Origin of the sequence: Maritalea sp. S77 (assembly GCF_049801075.1) — a bacterium.
Lineage (GTDB): Bacteria > Pseudomonadota > Alphaproteobacteria > Rhizobiales > Devosiaceae > Maritalea.
The window spans coordinates 1,124,539-1,142,955 of sequence record NZ_JBNAGG010000001.1 but is presented as its reverse complement, the minus strand read 5'-3'; the positions used below and the strand labels follow the sequence as shown (position 1 = coordinate 1,142,955).

Genomic DNA, 18,417 nt, shown 5'->3' with positions numbered 1-18,417 from the left:
TAGGTCAACCCCATTAGTTTTGCGGACCTTCGTCAAATTTGACTTCGTCCACCAATTTGCTTGCTTCATCGCGTTTATCCGCAATTTCAGCCAGTGGCAAGGAATCCGCTTTCAGTTCGCCCCAGCTTTGCACCAGATCAGAAGCTTCAACACCTGGCATAATTGGGAATTCGAAGTTTGTTTCAGCATAGATAGCCTGCGCTTCGTCTGAAAGCAAAAATTCGATGAACTGTTTCGCTGCTTCTTCATGCGGCGCGTTTTTGGCCAACACAACACCTGAAACATTCACGTGGGTTTTGCTCTGCTCCGCATCTGGGTACACCAAACGCACAGAAGCTGCCCATTCTTTTTGCTCAGGCTCTGCATCATTGGTCAGCATTTTGCCCATATAATAGGTGTTGCCGATCGCCAGATCACACTCGCCAGAATAAATGGCCTGAACCTGCGCCCGGTCATTGCCTGTTGGCTTGCGTGCAAGATTGTCGCGAACACCTTCGAGCCATTCTTTTGTTGCTTCTTCGCCTTTATGGGCGATTTGGCTGGCCACAAGGCCGATTGAATATGAGTGTTGGCCTGAACGGGTGCAAATGCGGCCAGCCCATTCGTCGGACGCCAAGTCAGCGTAAGACAAGTTTTCCGCTTCAACCCGGTCTTTAGACACATAGAAAATGCGCGCGCGGGCGGTGAGCGCCACCCAAGCGCCTTCAGGATCTACGAAATTGGCGGGCACATTCGCCGCAACGTCTTGTGGAATAGGCTGCCAGATGCCAGCTTTTTTCGCTGCGTCCAAACGGCCAATATCAACGGTCATCACCACATCAGCAGGTGAGTTTTCGCCTTCGGAAGCCACGCGGTCAATCGCGCCATCTTTCACAAACAGCACATTGGTTTTGATACCAGTCTTTTCTTCAAAGGCGGCTGTCAGTGGCGCCAACAATTCTGGCTGCCGTAGGCTGTAAATGTTGATTTCATCAGCTTGCACATTCGTTGCGCAAAATGTTGTCGCGCCAAGCGTGGCGAGAAGAAGTGTTTTTTTCATTTTTATCGCTCCTGTTTTCCCGGGGTTAAGGCCCGTCGGTTGCGTTGGTTGTGATTAAATCACATGTGAAAGTCAATTGAGCCATAGGCCCTTAAATCGTCGAAAAATGGGCGTGATTTACAACCATTCTAAACTGGCGTGAAAAACTCTACATTTTCCGCAATTATTGGCTCGGCGTTGCTGGTGTGGCATGTGGCGGTATGTCGCACACTCAATAATCAGCTGCTCGCTTTTTGAACGCGATGGCCGGGGATGCGTAAGGCCATCATCATGCCATTTTCCCCCATCGGGTCGAACGAAAGGCCAAATGCATTTGCGCGCGCCAATGATCGGGTAAGCGAAAGGCCAACCGCTGAACTGGCCGTGCTGCCCACATCTTTGCCGTTTTCGCCAGCGTGATGATAAACCGCAAACTTCTCGCCGCGATCGACCTGATTGCTGCCATTGTCGCGCACGTGAACCGACACGTCGCCATTATCTTCGCGAATAGCGCTGATGATCACATTGCCGCCCGGTGGGCTTAATGTAACGGCACTGGCGAGCAAATTCATGATGGTTTGGCTGAGCAATTTTTGGTCAGCCTCCACCAAATATTGCGCATCAGGGATGGCGCTACGCACAAACACCTGCTGGGCGTTTGCCTGATTGCGTATTTTCATGATGCATTGAGTGAGCAAGTCGCCCAAATCAATTTGATCGCTGGCCAATTCATAAGTGCCATCGCGATAGCGGCTTAGATCATCGAGTTCACCGATCACACGCTCCAACCGCTGCGTCGCCAGCTGAATATCTTTGATATATTCTTTGTAGCGATCATTGCCGATGGGGCCATAGGCTTCATCATGCATCAGGCTGTTGAACCCAGAAATTGTGGCCAGCGGCCGACGCACTTCGCGGCTAATCAGCGGCAGAAGTTCATTCTCTGGGCTTTGCTCATCCTGCACAGATTTCAATTCAGCTTCCCCAGCCGCTTTGTCTGAGACAAGACCGATCAATTGAAAATCATCGCCTGTTTCCAGCGGGTGTCGCAAAAAGTGAATTGCGCAATGCGCCGCACCCGCGAACAGATAGACCTCTGCTTCCTGCTTTGTGCCTGCCAGTAATCCGAAATAGGCCGACCGACTTTCCGCGTCGATATATTCCATCAATGTGCGGTCGAGCATCAATTCGCGTCGTGGGCCGATCAATCTCTCTGCTTCTGCGGAAGCATCAGTCACATGGCCACGATTGTCCAACACCAACAAGCCTTGATTTTGCGCCTCAGCAATACGTTGCAGCAATTCAAAATCGAGGTCTGGCTTTGGCGCGTCCTCAGCCATGAAAGGTGGATTGTCTATGTCCTCATTGCTGGTCAGATCAGCAGGTGGCATGACGATAGGTTCGTTACGCTCATCTTCGCGCGCGGTCAGCATATAAGCTGATTTGCCTTGCCACGTTGTAGTTTGTAGTCGCGCGACCACGGCAATATCGCTACCATCTTTGCGCAAGAGTTTCGTAACGGGCCCAACAGCGCCGTCGCTTTCATCCGCCCGTGGGAAGATCTGGTCAAAGCCTGCTTGGCGCAGCTCGGTGCTGGTTTGATACCCCGCCAATTCGGCCATTGCGCGGTTGGCGAACAGAAGCTCTTGGTCGCGGAACAGCAAAATGCCTAAAGGCAAGCGATTGAGCACCAATGTCTCGTCACTCAAAGCCACCAACGCGCCGGAAACGGATGGATCAGATTCGGCCTTGGGCGGCTCAACCTTTTCAGCCTTTACCTTGCGTTCGCCAGTGGACTTACGCCCAGGATTTGCAGGCGCATCCATTGCATTCTCAGGAATGCCTTTGGCATTCAGTTGCGCGGCCGCTTCGCGCTCGCTCGCAGGTGGGGAATCTGAATTCGAATTTTGGTCATCTTTTTGCGCAGCATCTTCAGGACCAACCCGTTCGCGCAGCACGCGTGACAATTCTTCAAAATTATAACGTGCGCTCGGGTCGTCGGTTTCCAATGGTTGTGACGTATCTTCTTCAACAGTTTGCGAAACGCTGTCATCTGACGATGCGGATTCAGCAAGCGGTGGGGCAACTGCTGCATCAGTATCTGATTGTTCGTCTTTCAGCTTCTTTGTCGCGCGGATGGTCCATAGCGTCGGTTGCTCTTCTGCATCAGACGCAGCCTGCTCTTCCACAGGTTCAAATGCACCATCTTCTGGATCGTCAGCCAAAGCGGTAGCCAGTTCCTCGGCTTCAATGTTCGTCAATTTCTCTGGTGCTTCCAGAAGCCCGCTATCCGCGTGATAAAGATGATCGATCAACTCAGTTAGATCATGCGGCGGTTTTTCCGCTTCCTGTCGGGCGTCGCTGACAGTCTCAGCTTTATTCTCAGCATCTCCAGCCACTTCGGGCTTTGTGTGCTCAGTGGTTTCAGCTTTCTCAACACGCTCCGAAACAGTTTCGCCCTCAAGCTGATCAAGCAGGCCATCAACAGGGGCAGCGTCAATATCTTCAGCGACGTCAATCGGCGTTGAAAGGGCATCAGCGCCTATGGTGGCCAGGTCGTGCAGCAATCCTGGCTCAAAAACCAACATGCGCGCCCGTGCCGAAATATCAAACTGGGCTGTTGCACCTTGTGCCAATAGGGCGGCTTCGATTGATGCAATCTCCGGTGGCGTGTCGCCATCCTGCGGCACACCGGCACCCGCAACGACTTCGTCGCCGTCATCAATCACCACATAATCTAGTTCAGGCGTAAACATCTGTGCGCTGGCCGCCAGATCATAGGCATCGCCACTGAACAGTTTGGGATCAATTGTGTCGGTTGAAATCACCAACAGGCCAGTCAAATCATCATTGACGAGCGGAATGCAGCTACAAGTGGTAGAGACAGGCTTTTTGCCAATTTGAAACCGCATCCGTGACAGGCTGGCACGGCCGTGGGAGCCCAAACGGATCAAGCGGTTGATTTGCCCACGCAATGGCACAGGGTCCGGCAAAAGCTTCACGCGTTTCTTCTTGGCTTTCGTGCGGAAAAGGCGTGCGGCGAGGTTGCGCCACAAAAGGCGCGTGCCATCCTCGTCCCAAAACCATACAGGTCTTGGGTCCAAGGTGTAACTCAGCACCCGTTTGCCAATTTCGCTATGTACCCAGTGTGAACGCATATACTTTCAAGACCTTGCCAAGGCTTATCACCAGCTTTGGTGAAAAAATTTACGTTTTCTTAATATAATCAATAGGTCCAGTCGTCTAGCGTCGGGCCTTGATCCGCGCCAAAAGACCTTTTTCATGGTTAAGATGAAAAAGTGAAAATTTTTTTGGAAGAGGGGCTTTTGCCCTCTTGCCAATTCAAAAGTCTGGCCCTATGTTCGCGCGCACAAATGATGTGCCGCCTTAGCTCAGTAGGTTAGAGCGCTAGATTGTGGATCTAGAGGTCCCCCGTTCGATCCGGGGAGGCGGTACCACCTTCCCCGAATGTTACAAATTTCCGTTTGTCCTACTTTGAGAGACGCAGGTCGCTCAGTTGGTCAGCAATCGCTGTGAAAACATCATTGAGCTCGCTTGCGTCCGCTGGGAAATAGGCCTTGCCCGCATCAGTGGCGCAATTGGTCAACATGATGCCGTTGTCGGACGTGGAGGTGACGCCAAGCCCAATCGTGTAAACCTCAATGCCGACATCCCTTGCCTTCGCATTCTCACAAACTTGCAAAGTGCGCTTGTTCATTTCAGTGCGGATTTGTGCTGAGGTAGAGCTTAGGTCGCCCATGCGCTCATTATAGTGCAGGCCATACATGGAATAATAATAGGTGTTGTTGAAGCTATCGCCGCTCGGATAACCCGTATTTTGGCCATCTGTCATCAAGATCATGACTTTGCTGGCGCCTTTGTCGTAACCAACACCTTCGGTGAATGGCTCTTGCGGTGACAGCACCCGCCACCCCCACATCGCGCCCATATGAATGTTCGTGCCCCCAAGCGCATCCATTGCGTTGATCTTGGTTTTGATCGACTTCATGTCGTTGGTGAGCGGTGTTACCGGGTCCACGGTGCAGCTGCCGTTAGGAGAATAATATCCAGTTTGATCTGCACTTGCGCCTTCATATTTACAAGTACGTTCCTGGCGCTCACGGAGACCAAGGCCCACAATATCGCATGTTTTACGTGTCACGTTGCCGTAGTAATAGCTCCACCAGCTCGAACTGGAGGTGATCGGCCGACCAAAGCAGTTACACGTGTTAGGCGGCATACTCGATTGACCTGAATCAGGTTCAAACTCGGAATAGCTCCCAGAAGAGTAAATGCGCCCGGACCACTCAGTCACTTCGCATTCGCCGGTGGAACCAGCGCTTGGGCAACTAGAAGGCGAATCATCCAGATAATTGAAACGGTAGGAAGTGCCGTCAGGTGTATCTGGTTGAAACAGCGGCACGATATAGCTGTCCCCATCAGAAGGGGTAGGGGCCTTATCAAACACATCCAATCGCTCAGCAAAAGGCAGTGAAGGGTTGTGAGGACGTGCCTCCACACAACCTGCCCAAGTTACATCGCTCATGGCATCAAACAAATCAAACCGACTCAGCCGCTGAGATGCCTTGGTGATGTCATGACCCGTTGTTGAATCATCGTCATCATCGAAATTGTCCCAGCTGATGGATGAGCGACCATCTTTGTCGATCCAGTTGGAATTTCGATAGGCTGGGTTGACTTTGATCATGTCTGTAAAGGGCACCAAGCCAAAATAGACCTTGTTGGGGAAGTCTTTATATTCGGAAATGATATCAACCGCCAAAACTGCCGCTTCGCGCAATCGCTCAATTTTTGTGCCGCCCATCGAACCAGAGTTATCGAGCACCATGGCAACTTCCAAACGGTTGCGTGCCCGTGTTGCCTCGGCTTCGATCAACGCTTCCATTTTGTCAATGCCGACAAATTTCACAAAGAAGGTAGAGCGGCTAATCCGCGCTTGCAGCAACAGGCGACCTTCCTCTTTGTCGATTTCTGGGTCGAGCATATTGACGGAAACGCCTGAATTGCCGATGCCTTCATTCAAGAGCTTGGCTGCTGCTGCTTTGATCTCAGCTTTGGTCTGGGTATGGATTTTCGGCTGCAGGGCCAATACGGCCGCATCCATTGAGATCTGAGCAGTAGATCGATTTTGCTGAATGGCTACGAAATCCACCACCGAACCGCCGGTGGCGATCAGCACAATCGCCATAACGCCGAAGATGACGGCGAAAGCACCGGACTCATCGCGATGAAACCGTTTAAGCAGCTTAGCAAGTAATAACATGTGGCCCACAAGTCAGCTAAATTAGGATGCTGAATTGTGGGCCAAAAAAGTAAACTAAATCACAATAACCTTCGCACCGATTGAGGCGCGTTTGTATAGGTCGATTATGTCGTCATTCGTCAGGCGAATGCAGCCGGAGGAGACCTTGCGGCCAATAGACCAAGGTGCCGTTGTGCCGTGAAGACGATATAATGTGTTGCCGATATATAGGGCGCGGGCACCCAGCGGGTTGTTGAGGCCTCCCGGCATAAAGGCTGGCAGCTCCGGCTGACGCTTGCGCATTTCGGCAGGCGGTGTCCAGCTCGGCCATTCGCGTTTGGCGGTGATTTTATGCGTGCCGCTCCATTCAAATCCCTCGCGTGCAACGCCAATGCCATAGCGCATGGCGCGGCCATGACCCAAAATCAGATACAGATAGCGCGAAGTGGTGTCGACAATGATTGTGCCTTTACCCTCTTGCGAGTTATAGGGCACAACTTGCCTAAGATAGCGCGGATGCTGGCCATATTTGTTTTGCACTTGCAAACCGTTGCGCGGCTTGCCTGTTGTCACCGTCATGCCGGAGGGCGGCGCGACATAAATTGTTTGGCCAAAGCTATTTTTGGTTTTCACCAGGCCATTATTGCCCGCAAATGCACTTTGGCCGCCTGTCGCCATCAACGCTACAGTCAACCCCAATGCCAAAATACCTTGCTTCAATGCTGAAAATTGCATGACTCATCACCTTGCCGCGTGCGCGGCGGTTTTCATAAAATTAGAGTCAAATGATAAAGGAGGACGCCAAATAAACCGTGAAGTGAGATGGTAACCATCCCCTAAAAAATAAGGGTTTATAGGCAGTTAAGCCGTATGGTTAACAGGTCTAGCAGTGACGAGAAATGGGCCTACAAAAAGGCGGTGTCTGCGTCGTCATCATCGTCCAGAAGGCGACTATCCAAGGCATCTTCTTCTTGCACCTTATTCAAATCTTCTTCTTGAACTTTATTGAGCAAACCAGACATGGATTGGTAATATCGCCGCCCATTTTGGAAAACTTCGTTCAATGCGTTTGACATGGCGGCAGCTTTGATCGGCTTGGCCACAACTTGGTCAGCACCCAAGCTCAATGCGCGCTCAATATTTTCCCTATTTGTGTAGGCAGACATAACGATGGTGGGAATGGTGTGCGCCGGACCGAAACGGCGGTCGCGGATAACACTTAACATGCCTGCACCTGAGATTTCCGGCATATACCAGTCGATCAGCAAGGCATCATAATGGCCGCTTTGCAAACGCAACAAAGCCTCGGCGCCCGTGTTCGCCTCATCGATATTGTGGAAACCAATTTGCTTTAGATTGGCAACTGCCAAACCGCGTGCATACTGATTGTCATCCACAATAAGCAGATTGATATTATGCAAAGCTGTGCTTGATCGCTCTGACAATTTTGTTAGCCTGCCAGTTAATAAATTGAGAATAGAATTTAGATTGTGGGAATGTAATTAATTCTGAACAGAAAGCAATGCCCAATTATGGATTCCCTAAACAATTCATCACGCTGTTTTTGGTGCGGAGACGATGAGCAATATATTCACTATCATGATAGCGAGTGGGGCTATCCTGTAGACGACGATCGGCGCCTGTTTGAAAAGGTGTGCCTTGAAGGTTTTCAATCGGGTTTGTCTTGGCTGACCATTTTGCGGAAACGCGAAAATTTTCGGGCTGCTTTCGACAATTTCGACATTGAAAAAGTCGCGCGATATGATGAGCGCGATGTGGATCGCTTGTTGGCAGATAAGGGCATTGTGCGCCACAAGGGCAAAATTGCAGCCACCATCAACAATGCTCAGCGTGCCATAGAGCTGCGCGATGAATTCGGAACACTGGCGGCCTATTTTTGGCAGTTTGAGCCGCAGCCAAGTGAGCGGCCCGAGGTGAAAGACGAAGCGACCTTGCGCAAAATGGCGCAAACAGAGGCCTCGCAAAAATTGGCGAAGGACATGAAAAAGCGCGGTTGGAAATTCTTCGGGCCCACCACTGCCTATGCCTTTATGCAGGCAATGGGATTGGTCAATGATCATACGGATGATTGCTTTGCCCATCAAAAGGCAGAAGAGGCGCGCAAAAACTTCTCACCGCCACAGCCAAAATAAGCCCGGTTTTATCGGGCTTTGACTTGTGCGATGGGGCATGATCGTTTAACTAGCGACGCGCATGGTGTTTTTCGTGCCATGCAATCAAGTTCGAACTCAACAACTAGGTATGATCATGGCTAAAAAAGCAAAGCGTTTAACGCCCATTTTGCCGCGCGGATTTGTAGACCGCGACCCCGATGAAATCATCGCGGTGGATGCCATGATCCATCGGATCAAAGCTGTTTACGAACGCTATGGCTTTGATCCGCTTGAAACGCCTATGTTTGAATATACCGAAAGCCTGGGCAAATTCTTGCCGGATACGGATCGGCCTAACGCGGGCGTATTCTCCTTGCAAGATGATGACGAGCAATGGATGAGCTTGCGGTATGATTTGACCGCGCCTTTGGCGCGTTACTTCGCGCAGAACTTTGAAACCTTGCCAAAGCCTTTCCGCTCTTATCGTCAAGGCTATGTGTTCCGCAACGAAAAACCGGGCCCGGGCCGCTTCCGTCAGTTTATGCAGTTTGATGCCGATAGTGTCGGTGCGCCGGATGCAGCAGCCGATGCGGAAATGTGCATGATGATGGCCGACGTGATGGACGAGCTAGGCCTGTCCGGCAAATTCGTCGTGCGGGTGAATAACCGCAAAGTGTTGGATGGTGTGCTGGCAGCAGCCGGTTTGGGTGATGACGCCGAAACCTCTTTGATCGTGCTGCGCGCCATCGACAAGATGGATCGTTTGGGCGTTGACGGTGTGAAGTTGCTGTTGGGCGAGGGCCGTGAAGACGAAAGCGGCGATTTCACCAAAGGCGCAGGCCTGAATGCTGATCAGATCGACCGCATTCTCGCCTACGTGACCGCCGATGCCGACAGTGGAAAACTGTTTGATGTGCTGGCCGAGCAGGTCGGCGACAATGAACAAGGCCAACAGGGCGTGGCTGAACTCAAAGAAATGCAGGCGCTCTTCGATGCGGCAGGCTATAGCCGCGATAAGGTGAAGATCGACCCGTCTGTCGTACGCGGCCTTGAATATTACACCGGGCCCGTATTTGAAGCGGAATTGACTTTCCCAGTGACCAACGAAAAGGGCCAGACCGTGATCTTTGGTTCCGTAGGCGGCGGTGGCCGTTATGACGGACTGGTGAGCCGTTTCCGCGCGGAAGCAGTGCCAGCAACGGGTTTTTCCATCGGCGTCAGCCGTCTGGCCCATGCCTTGCAGCTGGTGGGCGAATTGGGCGACAAAGAACGCTTTGGCCCCGTTGTTGTGCTGATCATGGATAAAGACGAGATCGCCAATTACCAGAAAATGGTCGCCGAATTGCGAGCGGCTGGCGTGCGGGCCGAGCTTTATCTCGGCCAGTCCAAAAATATGGGCAAGCAGATGAAATATGCTGACCGCCGCAATGCACCAGCCGTGGTGATTGAAGGCTCGGAAGAGCGGGCCGCTGGCGAAGTGCAGGTGAAAGATTTGGTGGCGGGAAAGATCGCTTCCAAAGACATCACCGACAACGCGGAATGGCGCGCCGCGCGCCCGGCTCAGGTCAGCGTGAAGCGCGATCAGTTGGTCGAACACATCAAATCGCTTGTCGCGCAAAACGAAACACCGGACGCTGCGAGCTAAGATGGCTTTCTCCGCAACAGAATTGCAGCAAAAGCGCGACGCGCTGGAAGCCAATATCCGGCAACGGGCTGACCTGACCGCGCCGGACATTTTACAAAAGTCGGATTTGTTTTTTGATCTGGCAGGTGAAGATATTGGTCGGCGCTTGTTGTTGACCACGGGCGCCGATGGCACCAATTATTGCCTGCGGCCAGATTTTACCCTGCCAATTGCAGCAGCCTACATCGAAAAACATCCAGACTTCGAACCAAAATCCTTTGGTTATCTGGGGCCAGTTTTTCGCCAGCGCGAAAATGGCCCGGCTGAGTTTGATCAAGCCGGGTTGGAATTTTTGGCTGCGGAAAATGGCGATCAGGCCTTTGAACAGTGTCTGGCCTTTGCCATCGAAACCGCTGCGCTTTATGGCGAAGAAAAGCCGCGCCTGCACTTAGGGGCGGTTGATCTGTTTGAAGCATTGCTAGATCAGATTGAATTGCCAGATGTGTGGCGCCCCCGCGTGCGCGACCGTTTTGGCCATGATGCCGCGATGGGGCGGTTGCTAGACCGCTTGTTTGCGCCAGAAGATCAACATGATCAGCCGGAGCTACCAAAAGATATCGATGCAGCCAAAGCCAAAATCCTCGAAATGATGGATGAGGCAGGCTTGTCGCAATATACCGGGCGTACCGCCGAGGAAATCGCTGTGCGCTATTTGGAAAAGCGGCAATTGGCAGAAGCGCCAGTGCCCGCCACCACAGTGCGCACCTTGCGGGAGTTCCTGTCAATCACAGGCCGGGCGCATGAGCAAGTGTTCCACATCACGGCCTTGGCGCAGAAGGTCGGCATCAATCTTGATCAGCAATTGGAGCGCCTGAGCGCACGGCTGACCAAGCTCAAAGCAGATGCACCTCACATTGAGGTGGAGTTTGATGCAGGCTTTTCGCCGCGGCTCGATTATTACACCGGGCATGTGTTTGAACTTACGTCAAATCTCACAGGCGACGTGTTGGCGTCTGGCGGGCAATATGACCGTCTGTTGCAGCGTTTAGGCGCGCAGAAACCTGTGACCGCGATTGGCTGCGCCGTCTGGGTAGATCGGTTGGAGCAGGGAGGCGCACGATGAGCTCGATACTTTTGGCCATTCCGTCTAAAGGGCGGTTGGAAGAAGCCACCCGCGAAGTTTTTGCAAATTTAGGCATGTCCATTGAGCGCCCTGGCGGCGCGCGCTCCTATCTTGGCGAAATGGCGTCCATGCCGAATGTGACGGTGCGCTTCCTCTCTGCCAGCGAAATTGCCCGCGAACTCATTGCTGGCAATATTGATGTGGGCGTGACAGGCGAAGACCTTGTGCACGAAGCGGCAGAACGCGGCATTGAGCAGGTTGAATTGGCAAAGCCACTAGGCTTTGGCGGTGCAGACGTTGTTGTGGGCTTGCCAGAGAGTTGGGTTGATGTGACCGCCATGCGCGATTTGGCTGATGTGGCGTCAGACTATCGTCACCGCCATGGCCAATGGCTGCGCGTGGCGACAAAATACATCAATTTGACCCGCAAACATTTTGCGCTGCACGGCATTGCAGAATATCGCATTGTGCAGTCCATGGGCGCGACAGAAGCCGCACCGGCGTCAGGCGCAGCTGAATTGATCGTCGACATCACATCTTCTGGGTCAACGCTAACGGCCAATCAGCTCAAAGTGCCAAAAGATGGGGTGATTTTGAAATCTGAGGCGAATTTAGTCGTTGCCCGCAATGCCAATTGGGATGGCGACAAGCTAAACCTGTTGCGGAGCTTTCTCGACAAAATGGAAAAGGGCCTCGGTGAAACAATCACCGAAGCCCTCTAAAATCGCAAGATTATTTGATTAGTCTTTGTCGATGGCAAATGCGCCTGGTCCATTCAACCAGAGGTACAAATAGCCACCTGCCATGGCCAGGTTCTTCATGAAGCTGGTCATTTGCGCTTGATCTGCAGGTTGGAAGTGCGCCATGTAGCCACTGGCCAAGCAAAACAGTGCAAGCAATAGCGCGGCGATGCGAGCCTTAAAGCCAACCAAAACAGCCAAGCCAGCAACAAGCTCAAAAAGGCCGACCAAATAAACACTGACACCCGGCATTGGAATGCCCAGTGCTTCAAAATAGCCAGCGGTTGCTGCAGCAGCAGTTAGCTTTGAAAATCCTGCCATGATGAAAATCACTGACATCAAGATGCGCGCCACAAGAGGCGTTGCCTTATTTACCCCGTCCATAATATTCTCCGTTTTTGACGTGACCCGCAAATTAATCAGACGTAAAAATTATACAATACATTAAAATTTGTACAATTTGTTCGAATAATAGAAACAATGTCTTGTCGTGTATCTTGTCTGGCCCAAGGGTGCACAGAGCGGCATAATGCCCCCATCTTTTCGAGTCGGAACCTTCCATGGAATATGAATTAACGCTGTTAGTGATGATGGCATGCGTTGCCTTCGCCGCCGGATTTATGGATGCTATTGCAGGTGGTGGCGGGCTGTTGAGCCTCCCCGCACTGCTGTTTGCGGGCCTGCCGCCCGTGGCGGCATTGGCCACCAACAAAATGCAATCCGTGGTGGGCGCATTAGTGGCAGCCACCACCTATGCGCGCAAAGGTTATGTAGACTTCCGCCAGTTGGGCTTTGCTATCGTGACCACCTTTATCGGGTCTGTCATTGGCGCTTTTTCCGCAACCCAGTTGAACACCGACATTCTTTTGTTGCTGGTGCCAATCTTGTTGATTGGCGTCGCGGCTTATTTCTTATTTTCACCGCGCCTTTCTGATGAGGCACGCGCAGATCGGCTGAACTTTGCATTGTTTGGGCCATTGATGGGCTTCACCATTAGCTTTTATGACGGCATCTTTGGCCCCGGCACTGGCTCATTCTTCACGGCTGGCTTTGTGACCTTGTTCGGTTTCGGGCTCACCCGCGCCGTCGGCTCCACCAAAGTGCTCAATGCCACATCGAATGCTGCTGCGTTGATCTTCTTCATCTATGCAGGTGAAGTGGTGTGGGCCGTGGGCGGTGCCATGATCATCGGGCAAATTGGTGGTGGCTATCTCGGTGCCATCACAGGCATGCGGTTTGGTGCACGCTTGATCAAACCGATGATTGTGGTGATTTCAACCGCGATGGCTGTTCGTTTGCTCTGGCCGCAAATCATTGATTTATTTGCAACTTAATTCAGTTGTAACTTTCGCTTAATCCGCCGTTAATTAACATGGTTCATATTGCGTTAAGAGGGGGGCCGATCCAATCGGCCATTTATGATGCAAATATGGAGGGGAAAACCTGTGTCTCAGGATCAAGATCAGGTTTCGATTGACGAGCGTCGTGAGATGATGGAGCTAAGCGCTGACGCAGCACAGCGCGTGGCAAATGCCAAAGATCACATTCTATCTCATGTACCAGACGCGCTCGATCGGTTTTACGGCAAAGTCGCAAAGACACCTGCACTCAAAGCCTTTTTTGAGTCAGAAGAATTGCAGCAAAGCGCACGAACGCGGCAAGTTTCTCATTGGGAACGCATCGCGGATGGTGCGTGGGATGAAGAGTTTTTGCGGGCCGGTCGCCAAGTCGGCCATGTCCACGCCACCATTGGTTTGGAACTCAAGCATTATGTTGCGGGATACGCTCTGGTCGCTGAAGACCTCATCAAAGGCGTTATGCTGGACATGCTAGCAGACGACAAAGGACGCAAAGGTCCTTTTGGCATTGGCGGCAAGTCTTCAGGCAATCAGCCCGACATTGTTGCGCAAACTGTTGCAGACATGATGAAAGTGCTGATGCTCGACATGGAACTGGCCATCAGTTCTTACGTGCATCAAACGCGGCGTGAAACTGAAATGGTCAATGCCGAAATGCAAGATGTATTGTCGGCCGCCGTGAATGGCGATTTCGACAAGCGCGTCGATTTGGAAGTGCAGGATGACAATCTAAACGCGCTCATTCAAAGCACCAATCAATTGATGATTGAACTGGGCGACCGCCTGGAAGAGGCGGACGACGCGTTGTTCTCGATGGCCAATGCGGATCTAACCCATCGGGTCGAAGGGCAACGCTCTGGTGCCTTCGCGCGCCTTCAGGGCAATATAAATGGCGTGGCCGATCAACTTTCGGACTTGGTGGGCAAAATTCAAGGCACATCTCGGGCGCTCAAAAGCGCAACTGGCGAAATCCTGTCGGGCGCCAATGATCTGGCAGACCGCAGCAACCGTCAAGCCGCAGCGATCCAAGAAACAACAGCGACGGTGAAAAGCATGTCACAGGCTGTTGCCGAAAATACCTCGCAAGCGCGAGAGGCGATGCAGCAAGCAGATGATGTGCGCCGCACTGCAGAAGAGGGCGGAGAAGTGATGGGCAATGCGAGCCAGGCGATGGAACGCATCACCGACTCGTCGAGCAAGATCTCCAACATTATTGGCCTGATCGACGATATCGCCTTTCAAACCAACTTGCTTGCGCTCAACGCGTCTGTCGAGGCAGCGCGTGCAGGTGAGGCGGGCAAAGGCTTCGCCGTGGTGGCTGTTGAGGTTCGGCGACTGGCCCAGTCTGCGGCTGAGGCTTCAAATGAAGTCAAAGCATTGATTGAGCAATCGGCCCACGAAGTCACTGATGGCACTAAGCTGGTTAATCGCGCGGCGGAAAGCCTCAATGCGATGTTGGATGCCGCACGCAAAAACAATGAGCTGATGGCATCCGTCGCTCAAAAAAGCGAAGAGCAATCCTCGTCAATTGATGAAATTTCAACAGCGATTATGCAGATCGATGAGATGACGCAGCATAATTCTTCCCTAGTGGAGCAAACAAATGCGGCCATCGAGCAAACGGAAAACCGTTCGCAAGAATTGGATATGATGGTGGATGTGTTCAAACTCACCACCGGGCATGAACATAAAGTGTCCAAAGCTGGCTAAGCTTTTCGGTTTTGAATTGATCATGAAAAAGGGGCGATCCGAAGATCGCCCCTAATGCTTTAAAGCGTTGGATAGCTGGCTTAGAAGCCCATACCGCCCATACCGCCCATGCCACCCATATCAGGTGCAGCAGGTGCAGCGCCTTTTTCTTCTGGGATCTCAGCAACCATTGCTTCTGTTGTGATCAACAGTGAAGAAACAGATGCGGCATCCTGAAGGGCAGTGCGCACAACTTTAACAGGGTCAATGATACCCATCTTGATCATGTCGCCATATTCAGATGTCTGCGCGTTGTAGCCATATGTGCTTGAAGAGTTTTCCAACACTTTGCCTACAACAACAGAGGCTTCGTCACCTGAGTTTGTCGCGATTTGACGGATAGGAGCTTGAAGCGCACGCTGAACGATCTTGATGCCTGCATCTTGATCAGCATTTTCACCTTTAGCAGTCAAAGCTGATGAAGCGCGCAGCAATGCAACGCCACCGCCGGCAACAATGCCTTCTTCAACCGCAGCGCGTGTTGCGTTCAACGCATCATCAACGCGGTCTTTACGCTCTTTAACTTCAACTTCTGTTGCGCCGCCAACTTTAATAACAGCAACACCGCCAGCAAGTTTCGCCAAGCGCTCTTGCAATTTCTCACGGTCATAATCAGAAGAAGTTTCTTCGATTTGAGCTTTGATTTGGCCAACACGAGACTCGATGTCTGCGTTTGAGCCAGCACCGTCAACGATTGTTGTGTTTTCTTTAGTAATGTCGACTTTCTTTGCAGTGCCGAGCATATCCAAAGTTACGTTTTCCAGCTTCAAGCCAAGATCGTCAGAGATCACTTGGCCGCCAGTCAACACAGCAATGTCTTCCAACATGGCTTTACGACGATCGCCGAAACCAGGTGCTTTAACAGCAGCAACTTTCAAGCCGCCGCGCAAACGGTTCACAACCAATGTGGCCAAAGCTTCGCCTTCAACATCTTCAGCGATGATCAAAAGCGGACGAGAAGACTGAACGACCGATTCCAAGATCGGCAACAAAGCTTGAAGGTTTGACAATTTCTTGTCGAACAACAAAATGTAAGGATCTTCAAGTTCAGCAACCATTTTCTCAGTGTTGGTGCAGAAGTAAGGTGACAGGTAGCCACGGTCGAACTGCATGCCTTCAACAACGTCAACAACAGTTTCAGAAGTTTTCGCTTCTTCAACAGTGATCACGCCTTCATTGCCAACTTTTTCCATTGCACGGGCAATCTCTTCACCGATGAATTTCTCACCGTTTGCTGAAATCGTGCCAACTTGTGCAACTTCTGCGCTTGTTGAGATGTCTTTTTTCGCTTTAGCGAGGTTTTCGATAACTTCGCTAACAGCCAAGTCGATACCGCGCTTCAAATCCATTGGATTCATGCCAGCTGCAACAAGCTTCACGCCTTCAACAACGATTGACTGAGCCAAAACAGTTGCAGTTGTTGTGCCATCACCAGCAACGTCATTTGTTTTTGACGCTACAGAACGCACCATTTGTGCGCCCATATTTTCGAACTTATCTTCAAGATCGATATCTTTCGCAACAGAAACACCATCTTTAGTGATGCGTGGCGCGCCGAAAGATTTGTCGATCACAACATTGCGGCCTTTAGGACCCAATGTCACTTTAACCGCGTTAGCAAGCACGTTGACGCCTTTAAGCATCTTGTCGCGCGCTTCGGTTCCGAATTTTACTTCCTTAGCAGACATTATGTTTGCTCCTTAGAAACTCATTATGTTGGGGGTGATCAAAAAGGCTAAAAAATTAGCCTTCGATTACGCCCATGATGTCGCTTTCTTTCATGATCAACAGGTCTTCGCCATCGATCTTGACTTCAGTGCCTGACCATTTGCCAAACAAAACGCGGTCATCAGCCTTCACATCAGGTGTGATGTGCTTGCCATCTTCGTCGCGTGCGCCGGGGCCAACAGCAACCACAACGCCCTCAGAAGGCTTTTCTTTCGCAGTATCAGGGATAATGATGCCGCCTGAAGTTTTCTCTTCAGAGTCGACACGACGAACGACTACGCGGTCGTGAAGTGGACGGAAGCTCATGTTCGCTCCTTCAATTTCCAAATGAATTGACAATAATTTCGCTGCTATTAGCACTCTCATTTGGTGAGTGCTAAAAAGCATCGAACAGGAGATAGTGGCCGGGGAGGTGAGAGTCAAGAACTCGCCCAACAAGTTTTATAAAAAAACGATATTTGGGAAGCTAAAGCGATGAATCTATGTTTGCATTGGCCAAAGGATTGCGTTTGGGCAAAACTAGCGCTAAGCCTTCATCGAGTTTTCTAAGGGTAGTTGGGATTTCATGTCAGGGCAAGACCAAACATTGGCCGCCAGTGCAAACTGGAGCGCGCCGCACCTAACCATCGTTGTGCCGACGTTTAACGAACGCGGCAATATTGAGCTGCTGGTTGAAAAGCTGGAGGCCGTTTTTCAGCAAATGCCATTTGAAGTGATTTTTGTGGATGACAATAGCCCTGACGGAACCGCTGAATTGGCCAAGGAGATCGGTCAAGAAAAGCCTTGGGTAAAATGCATCAAACGCATCGGTCGTCGTGGCCTATCATCTGCTTGTGTTGAAGGCATGTCGGCGAGCAACGCTCCTTACGTTGCGGTTATGGATGCTGACCATCAGCATGATGAAACCGTATTGACACAAATGCTTGCCCTTGTTGAGGGGGACAAAGATCTGGTGCTGGCCTCGCGTTTTCTCGATGGCCGCTCAGCGGGCGAAGGGCTTTCCCGCTTTCGGGAATGGGGGTCGAATGTCGCCAACGCCATCGCCAATCTGGTCACAGGTACTAAAATCACTGACCCGATGACCGGCTTCTTTATGCTCAAGCGGGAAAAGTTTGAGCAGGTGGCGCCGTACCTATCGAGCGAGGGGTTTAAGATCCTACTCGATATTATCGCCACCGCGCGCAATAAAGGCGTGCCCCTTAATATTGGCGAAGTCGGCTTTACCTTCCGCGCGCGACATGATGGCGAAAGCAAAATGAGCCCGCTCATTGCCGTGCAGTTTTTCGGGCTGGCGCTTTCAAAAATGACTGGAGGCTATCTGCCGTCCAGCTTCTTCTTGTTCGCAGCAGTTGGCGGCTTCGGCGTTTTTGTGCACCTTTTGGCGCTCACGATTGCCAGCAGTTGGCTTAACTTCAATTTCACCAACGCACAATTGTTCGCCACAATCGTTGCGATGACGTCTAACTTCCATCTCAACAACATGTTCACCTATGCAGACCGACAGTTGCGCGGCATAAACTATTGGAAAGGGCTGCTCAGCTTCTATGCTGTTTGCGCTATTCCAGCCATCGCAAATGTTTCGGTGGCGGCATTCTTGTTCGAGGCGAACTCCTTGTTCTATTTGGCGGCCATCGCTGGCATCATCATCAGCATCGTGTTTAATTATGCCATGACACGTATCTTCACTTGGCGGGTGTGAC

At 51.5% G+C, this 18,417-nt stretch carries 15 protein-coding genes and 1 tRNA gene; 8 read left to right on the top strand and 8 right to left on the bottom strand.

Going from position 1 to position 18,417, the window contains the following annotated elements; translation table 11 throughout:
• Nucleotides 1-13 precede the first annotated feature (13 nt).
• Entirely contained in the window at nucleotides 14-1,045 is a 1,032-nt protein-coding gene (locus ACP15Y_RS05475) for an extracellular solute-binding protein (protein ID WP_424982466.1), read from the bottom strand.
• 212 nt (nucleotides 1,046-1,257) lie between these two features.
• Nucleotides 1,258-4,176: a PAS domain-containing protein gene (locus tag ACP15Y_RS05470; protein WP_424981990.1), complete on the bottom strand. Its 2,919-nt coding sequence runs from the start codon at nucleotides 4,174-4,176 to the stop codon at nucleotides 1,258-1,260.
• A 223-nt stretch (nucleotides 4,177-4,399) separates the two neighbouring features.
• Between ACP15Y_RS05470 and ACP15Y_RS05465 the strand changes: the two genes are divergently transcribed.
• Nucleotides 4,400-4,476, top strand: a tRNA-His gene (locus ACP15Y_RS05465).
• 32 nt (nucleotides 4,477-4,508) lie between these two features.
• Here the strand turns inward: ACP15Y_RS05465 and ACP15Y_RS05460 are convergent.
• The 3 genes from ACP15Y_RS05460 to ACP15Y_RS05450 form a co-directional block, all read right to left on the bottom strand.
• A complete protein-coding gene (locus ACP15Y_RS05460; protein WP_424981989.1) occupies nucleotides 4,509-6,302 on the bottom strand; it encodes a hypothetical protein in 1,794 nt (597 codons plus the stop codon).
• A 54-nt stretch (nucleotides 6,303-6,356) separates the two neighbouring features.
• Nucleotides 6,357-7,016 (bottom strand): L,D-transpeptidase, encoded by a 660-nt coding sequence (locus tag ACP15Y_RS05455; RefSeq protein WP_424981988.1) that lies wholly within the window; start codon nucleotides 7,014-7,016, stop codon nucleotides 6,357-6,359.
• A 170-nt stretch (nucleotides 7,017-7,186) separates the two neighbouring features.
• Nucleotides 7,187-7,726, bottom strand: a complete 540-nt coding sequence (locus ACP15Y_RS05450; protein WP_424981987.1) for a response regulator — start codon at nucleotides 7,724-7,726, stop codon at nucleotides 7,187-7,189.
• A gap of 87 nt (nucleotides 7,727-7,813) precedes the next feature.
• Here ACP15Y_RS05450 and ACP15Y_RS05445 point away from each other — a divergent pair, with 87 nt between their 5' ends.
• From ACP15Y_RS05445 to hisG, 4 genes are all read left to right on the top strand, one after another.
• Nucleotides 7,814-8,434 (top strand): DNA-3-methyladenine glycosylase I, encoded by a 621-nt coding sequence (locus tag ACP15Y_RS05445; RefSeq protein WP_424981986.1) that lies wholly within the window; start codon nucleotides 7,814-7,816, stop codon nucleotides 8,432-8,434.
• Between the two features lie 115 nt (nucleotides 8,435-8,549).
• Entirely contained in the window at nucleotides 8,550-10,040 is a 1,491-nt protein-coding gene (gene hisS / locus ACP15Y_RS05440; RefSeq protein ID WP_424981985.1) for a histidine--tRNA ligase, read from the top strand.
• A 1-nt stretch (nucleotide 10,041) separates the two neighbouring features.
• Nucleotides 10,042-11,142: an ATP phosphoribosyltransferase regulatory subunit gene (locus ACP15Y_RS05435; RefSeq protein WP_424981984.1), complete on the top strand. Its 1,101-nt coding sequence runs from the start codon at nucleotides 10,042-10,044 to the stop codon at nucleotides 11,140-11,142.
• Nucleotides 11,139-11,864, top strand: coding sequence for an ATP phosphoribosyltransferase (gene hisG, locus ACP15Y_RS05430; RefSeq protein ID WP_424981983.1), 726 nt, complete (start codon nucleotides 11,139-11,141; stop codon nucleotides 11,862-11,864). Before ACP15Y_RS05435 ends, hisG begins: the two co-directional genes overlap by 4 nt.
• An 18-nt stretch (nucleotides 11,865-11,882) precedes the next feature.
• On the opposite strand, the gene ACP15Y_RS05425 is transcribed toward hisG, so the two are convergent.
• Nucleotides 11,883-12,266, bottom strand: coding sequence for a DoxX family protein (locus ACP15Y_RS05425; RefSeq protein WP_424981982.1), 384 nt, complete (start codon nucleotides 12,264-12,266; stop codon nucleotides 11,883-11,885).
• A gap of 176 nt (nucleotides 12,267-12,442) precedes the next feature.
• On the opposite strand from ACP15Y_RS05425, the gene ACP15Y_RS05420 reads away from it, so the two are divergent.
• Complete coding sequence (locus ACP15Y_RS05420) at nucleotides 12,443-13,216, top strand: TSUP family transporter (RefSeq protein WP_424981981.1); 774 nt, start codon at nucleotides 12,443-12,445, stop codon at nucleotides 13,214-13,216.
• 111 nt (nucleotides 13,217-13,327) lie between these two features.
• Entirely contained in the window at nucleotides 13,328-14,950 is a 1,623-nt protein-coding gene (locus ACP15Y_RS05415) for a methyl-accepting chemotaxis protein (RefSeq protein WP_424981980.1), read from the top strand.
• An 80-nt stretch (nucleotides 14,951-15,030) separates the two neighbouring features.
• On the opposite strand, the gene groL is transcribed toward ACP15Y_RS05415, so the two are convergent.
• Both groL and ACP15Y_RS05405 read right to left on the bottom strand, forming a co-directional pair.
• Nucleotides 15,031-16,677 (bottom strand): chaperonin GroEL, encoded by a 1,647-nt coding sequence (groL, locus tag ACP15Y_RS05410; protein ID WP_424981979.1) that lies wholly within the window; start codon nucleotides 16,675-16,677, stop codon nucleotides 15,031-15,033.
• 55 nt (nucleotides 16,678-16,732) lie between these two features.
• Nucleotides 16,733-17,023, bottom strand: coding sequence for a co-chaperone GroES (locus ACP15Y_RS05405; RefSeq protein WP_236113308.1), 291 nt, complete (start codon nucleotides 17,021-17,023; stop codon nucleotides 16,733-16,735).
• Between the two features lie 259 nt (nucleotides 17,024-17,282).
• Here ACP15Y_RS05405 and ACP15Y_RS05400 point away from each other — a divergent pair, with 259 nt between their 5' ends.
• Entirely contained in the window at nucleotides 17,283-18,416 is a 1,134-nt protein-coding gene (locus ACP15Y_RS05400; RefSeq protein ID WP_424981978.1) for a glycosyltransferase, read from the top strand.
• The last annotated feature ends 1 nt before the right edge of the window (nucleotide 18,417 follow it).

Bases quoted from the DNA above. Each gene is read 5' to 3' on its own strand.
- ACP15Y_RS05470 (WP_424981990.1), bottom strand. From the start codon at position 4,176: ATGCGTTCACACTGGGTACATAGCGAAATTGGCAAACGGGTGCTGAGT.
- ACP15Y_RS05460 (WP_424981989.1), bottom strand. From the start codon at position 6,302: ATGTTATTACTTGCTAAGCTGCTTAAACGGTTTCATCGCGATGAGTCC.
- ACP15Y_RS05455 (WP_424981988.1), bottom strand. From the start codon at position 7,016: ATGCAATTTTCAGCATTGAAGCAAGGTATTTTGGCATTGGGGTTGACT.
- ACP15Y_RS05445 (WP_424981986.1), top strand. From the start codon at position 7,814: ATGGATTCCCTAAACAATTCATCACGCTGTTTTTGGTGCGGAGACGAT.
- hisS (WP_424981985.1), top strand. From the start codon at position 8,550: ATGGCTAAAAAAGCAAAGCGTTTAACGCCCATTTTGCCGCGCGGATTT.
- ACP15Y_RS05435 (WP_424981984.1), top strand. From the start codon at position 10,042: ATGGCTTTCTCCGCAACAGAATTGCAGCAAAAGCGCGACGCGCTGGAA.
- hisG (WP_424981983.1), top strand. From the start codon at position 11,139: ATGAGCTCGATACTTTTGGCCATTCCGTCTAAAGGGCGGTTGGAAGAA.
- ACP15Y_RS05425 (WP_424981982.1), bottom strand. From the start codon at position 12,266: ATGGACGGGGTAAATAAGGCAACGCCTCTTGTGGCGCGCATCTTGATG.
- ACP15Y_RS05420 (WP_424981981.1), top strand. From the start codon at position 12,443: ATGGAATATGAATTAACGCTGTTAGTGATGATGGCATGCGTTGCCTTC.
- groL (WP_424981979.1), bottom strand. From the start codon at position 16,677: ATGTCTGCTAAGGAAGTAAAATTCGGAACCGAAGCGCGCGACAAGATG.
- ACP15Y_RS05405 (WP_236113308.1), bottom strand. From the start codon at position 17,023: ATGAGCTTCCGTCCACTTCACGACCGCGTAGTCGTTCGTCGTGTCGAC.
- ACP15Y_RS05400 (WP_424981978.1), top strand. From the start codon at position 17,283: ATGTCAGGGCAAGACCAAACATTGGCCGCCAGTGCAAACTGGAGCGCG.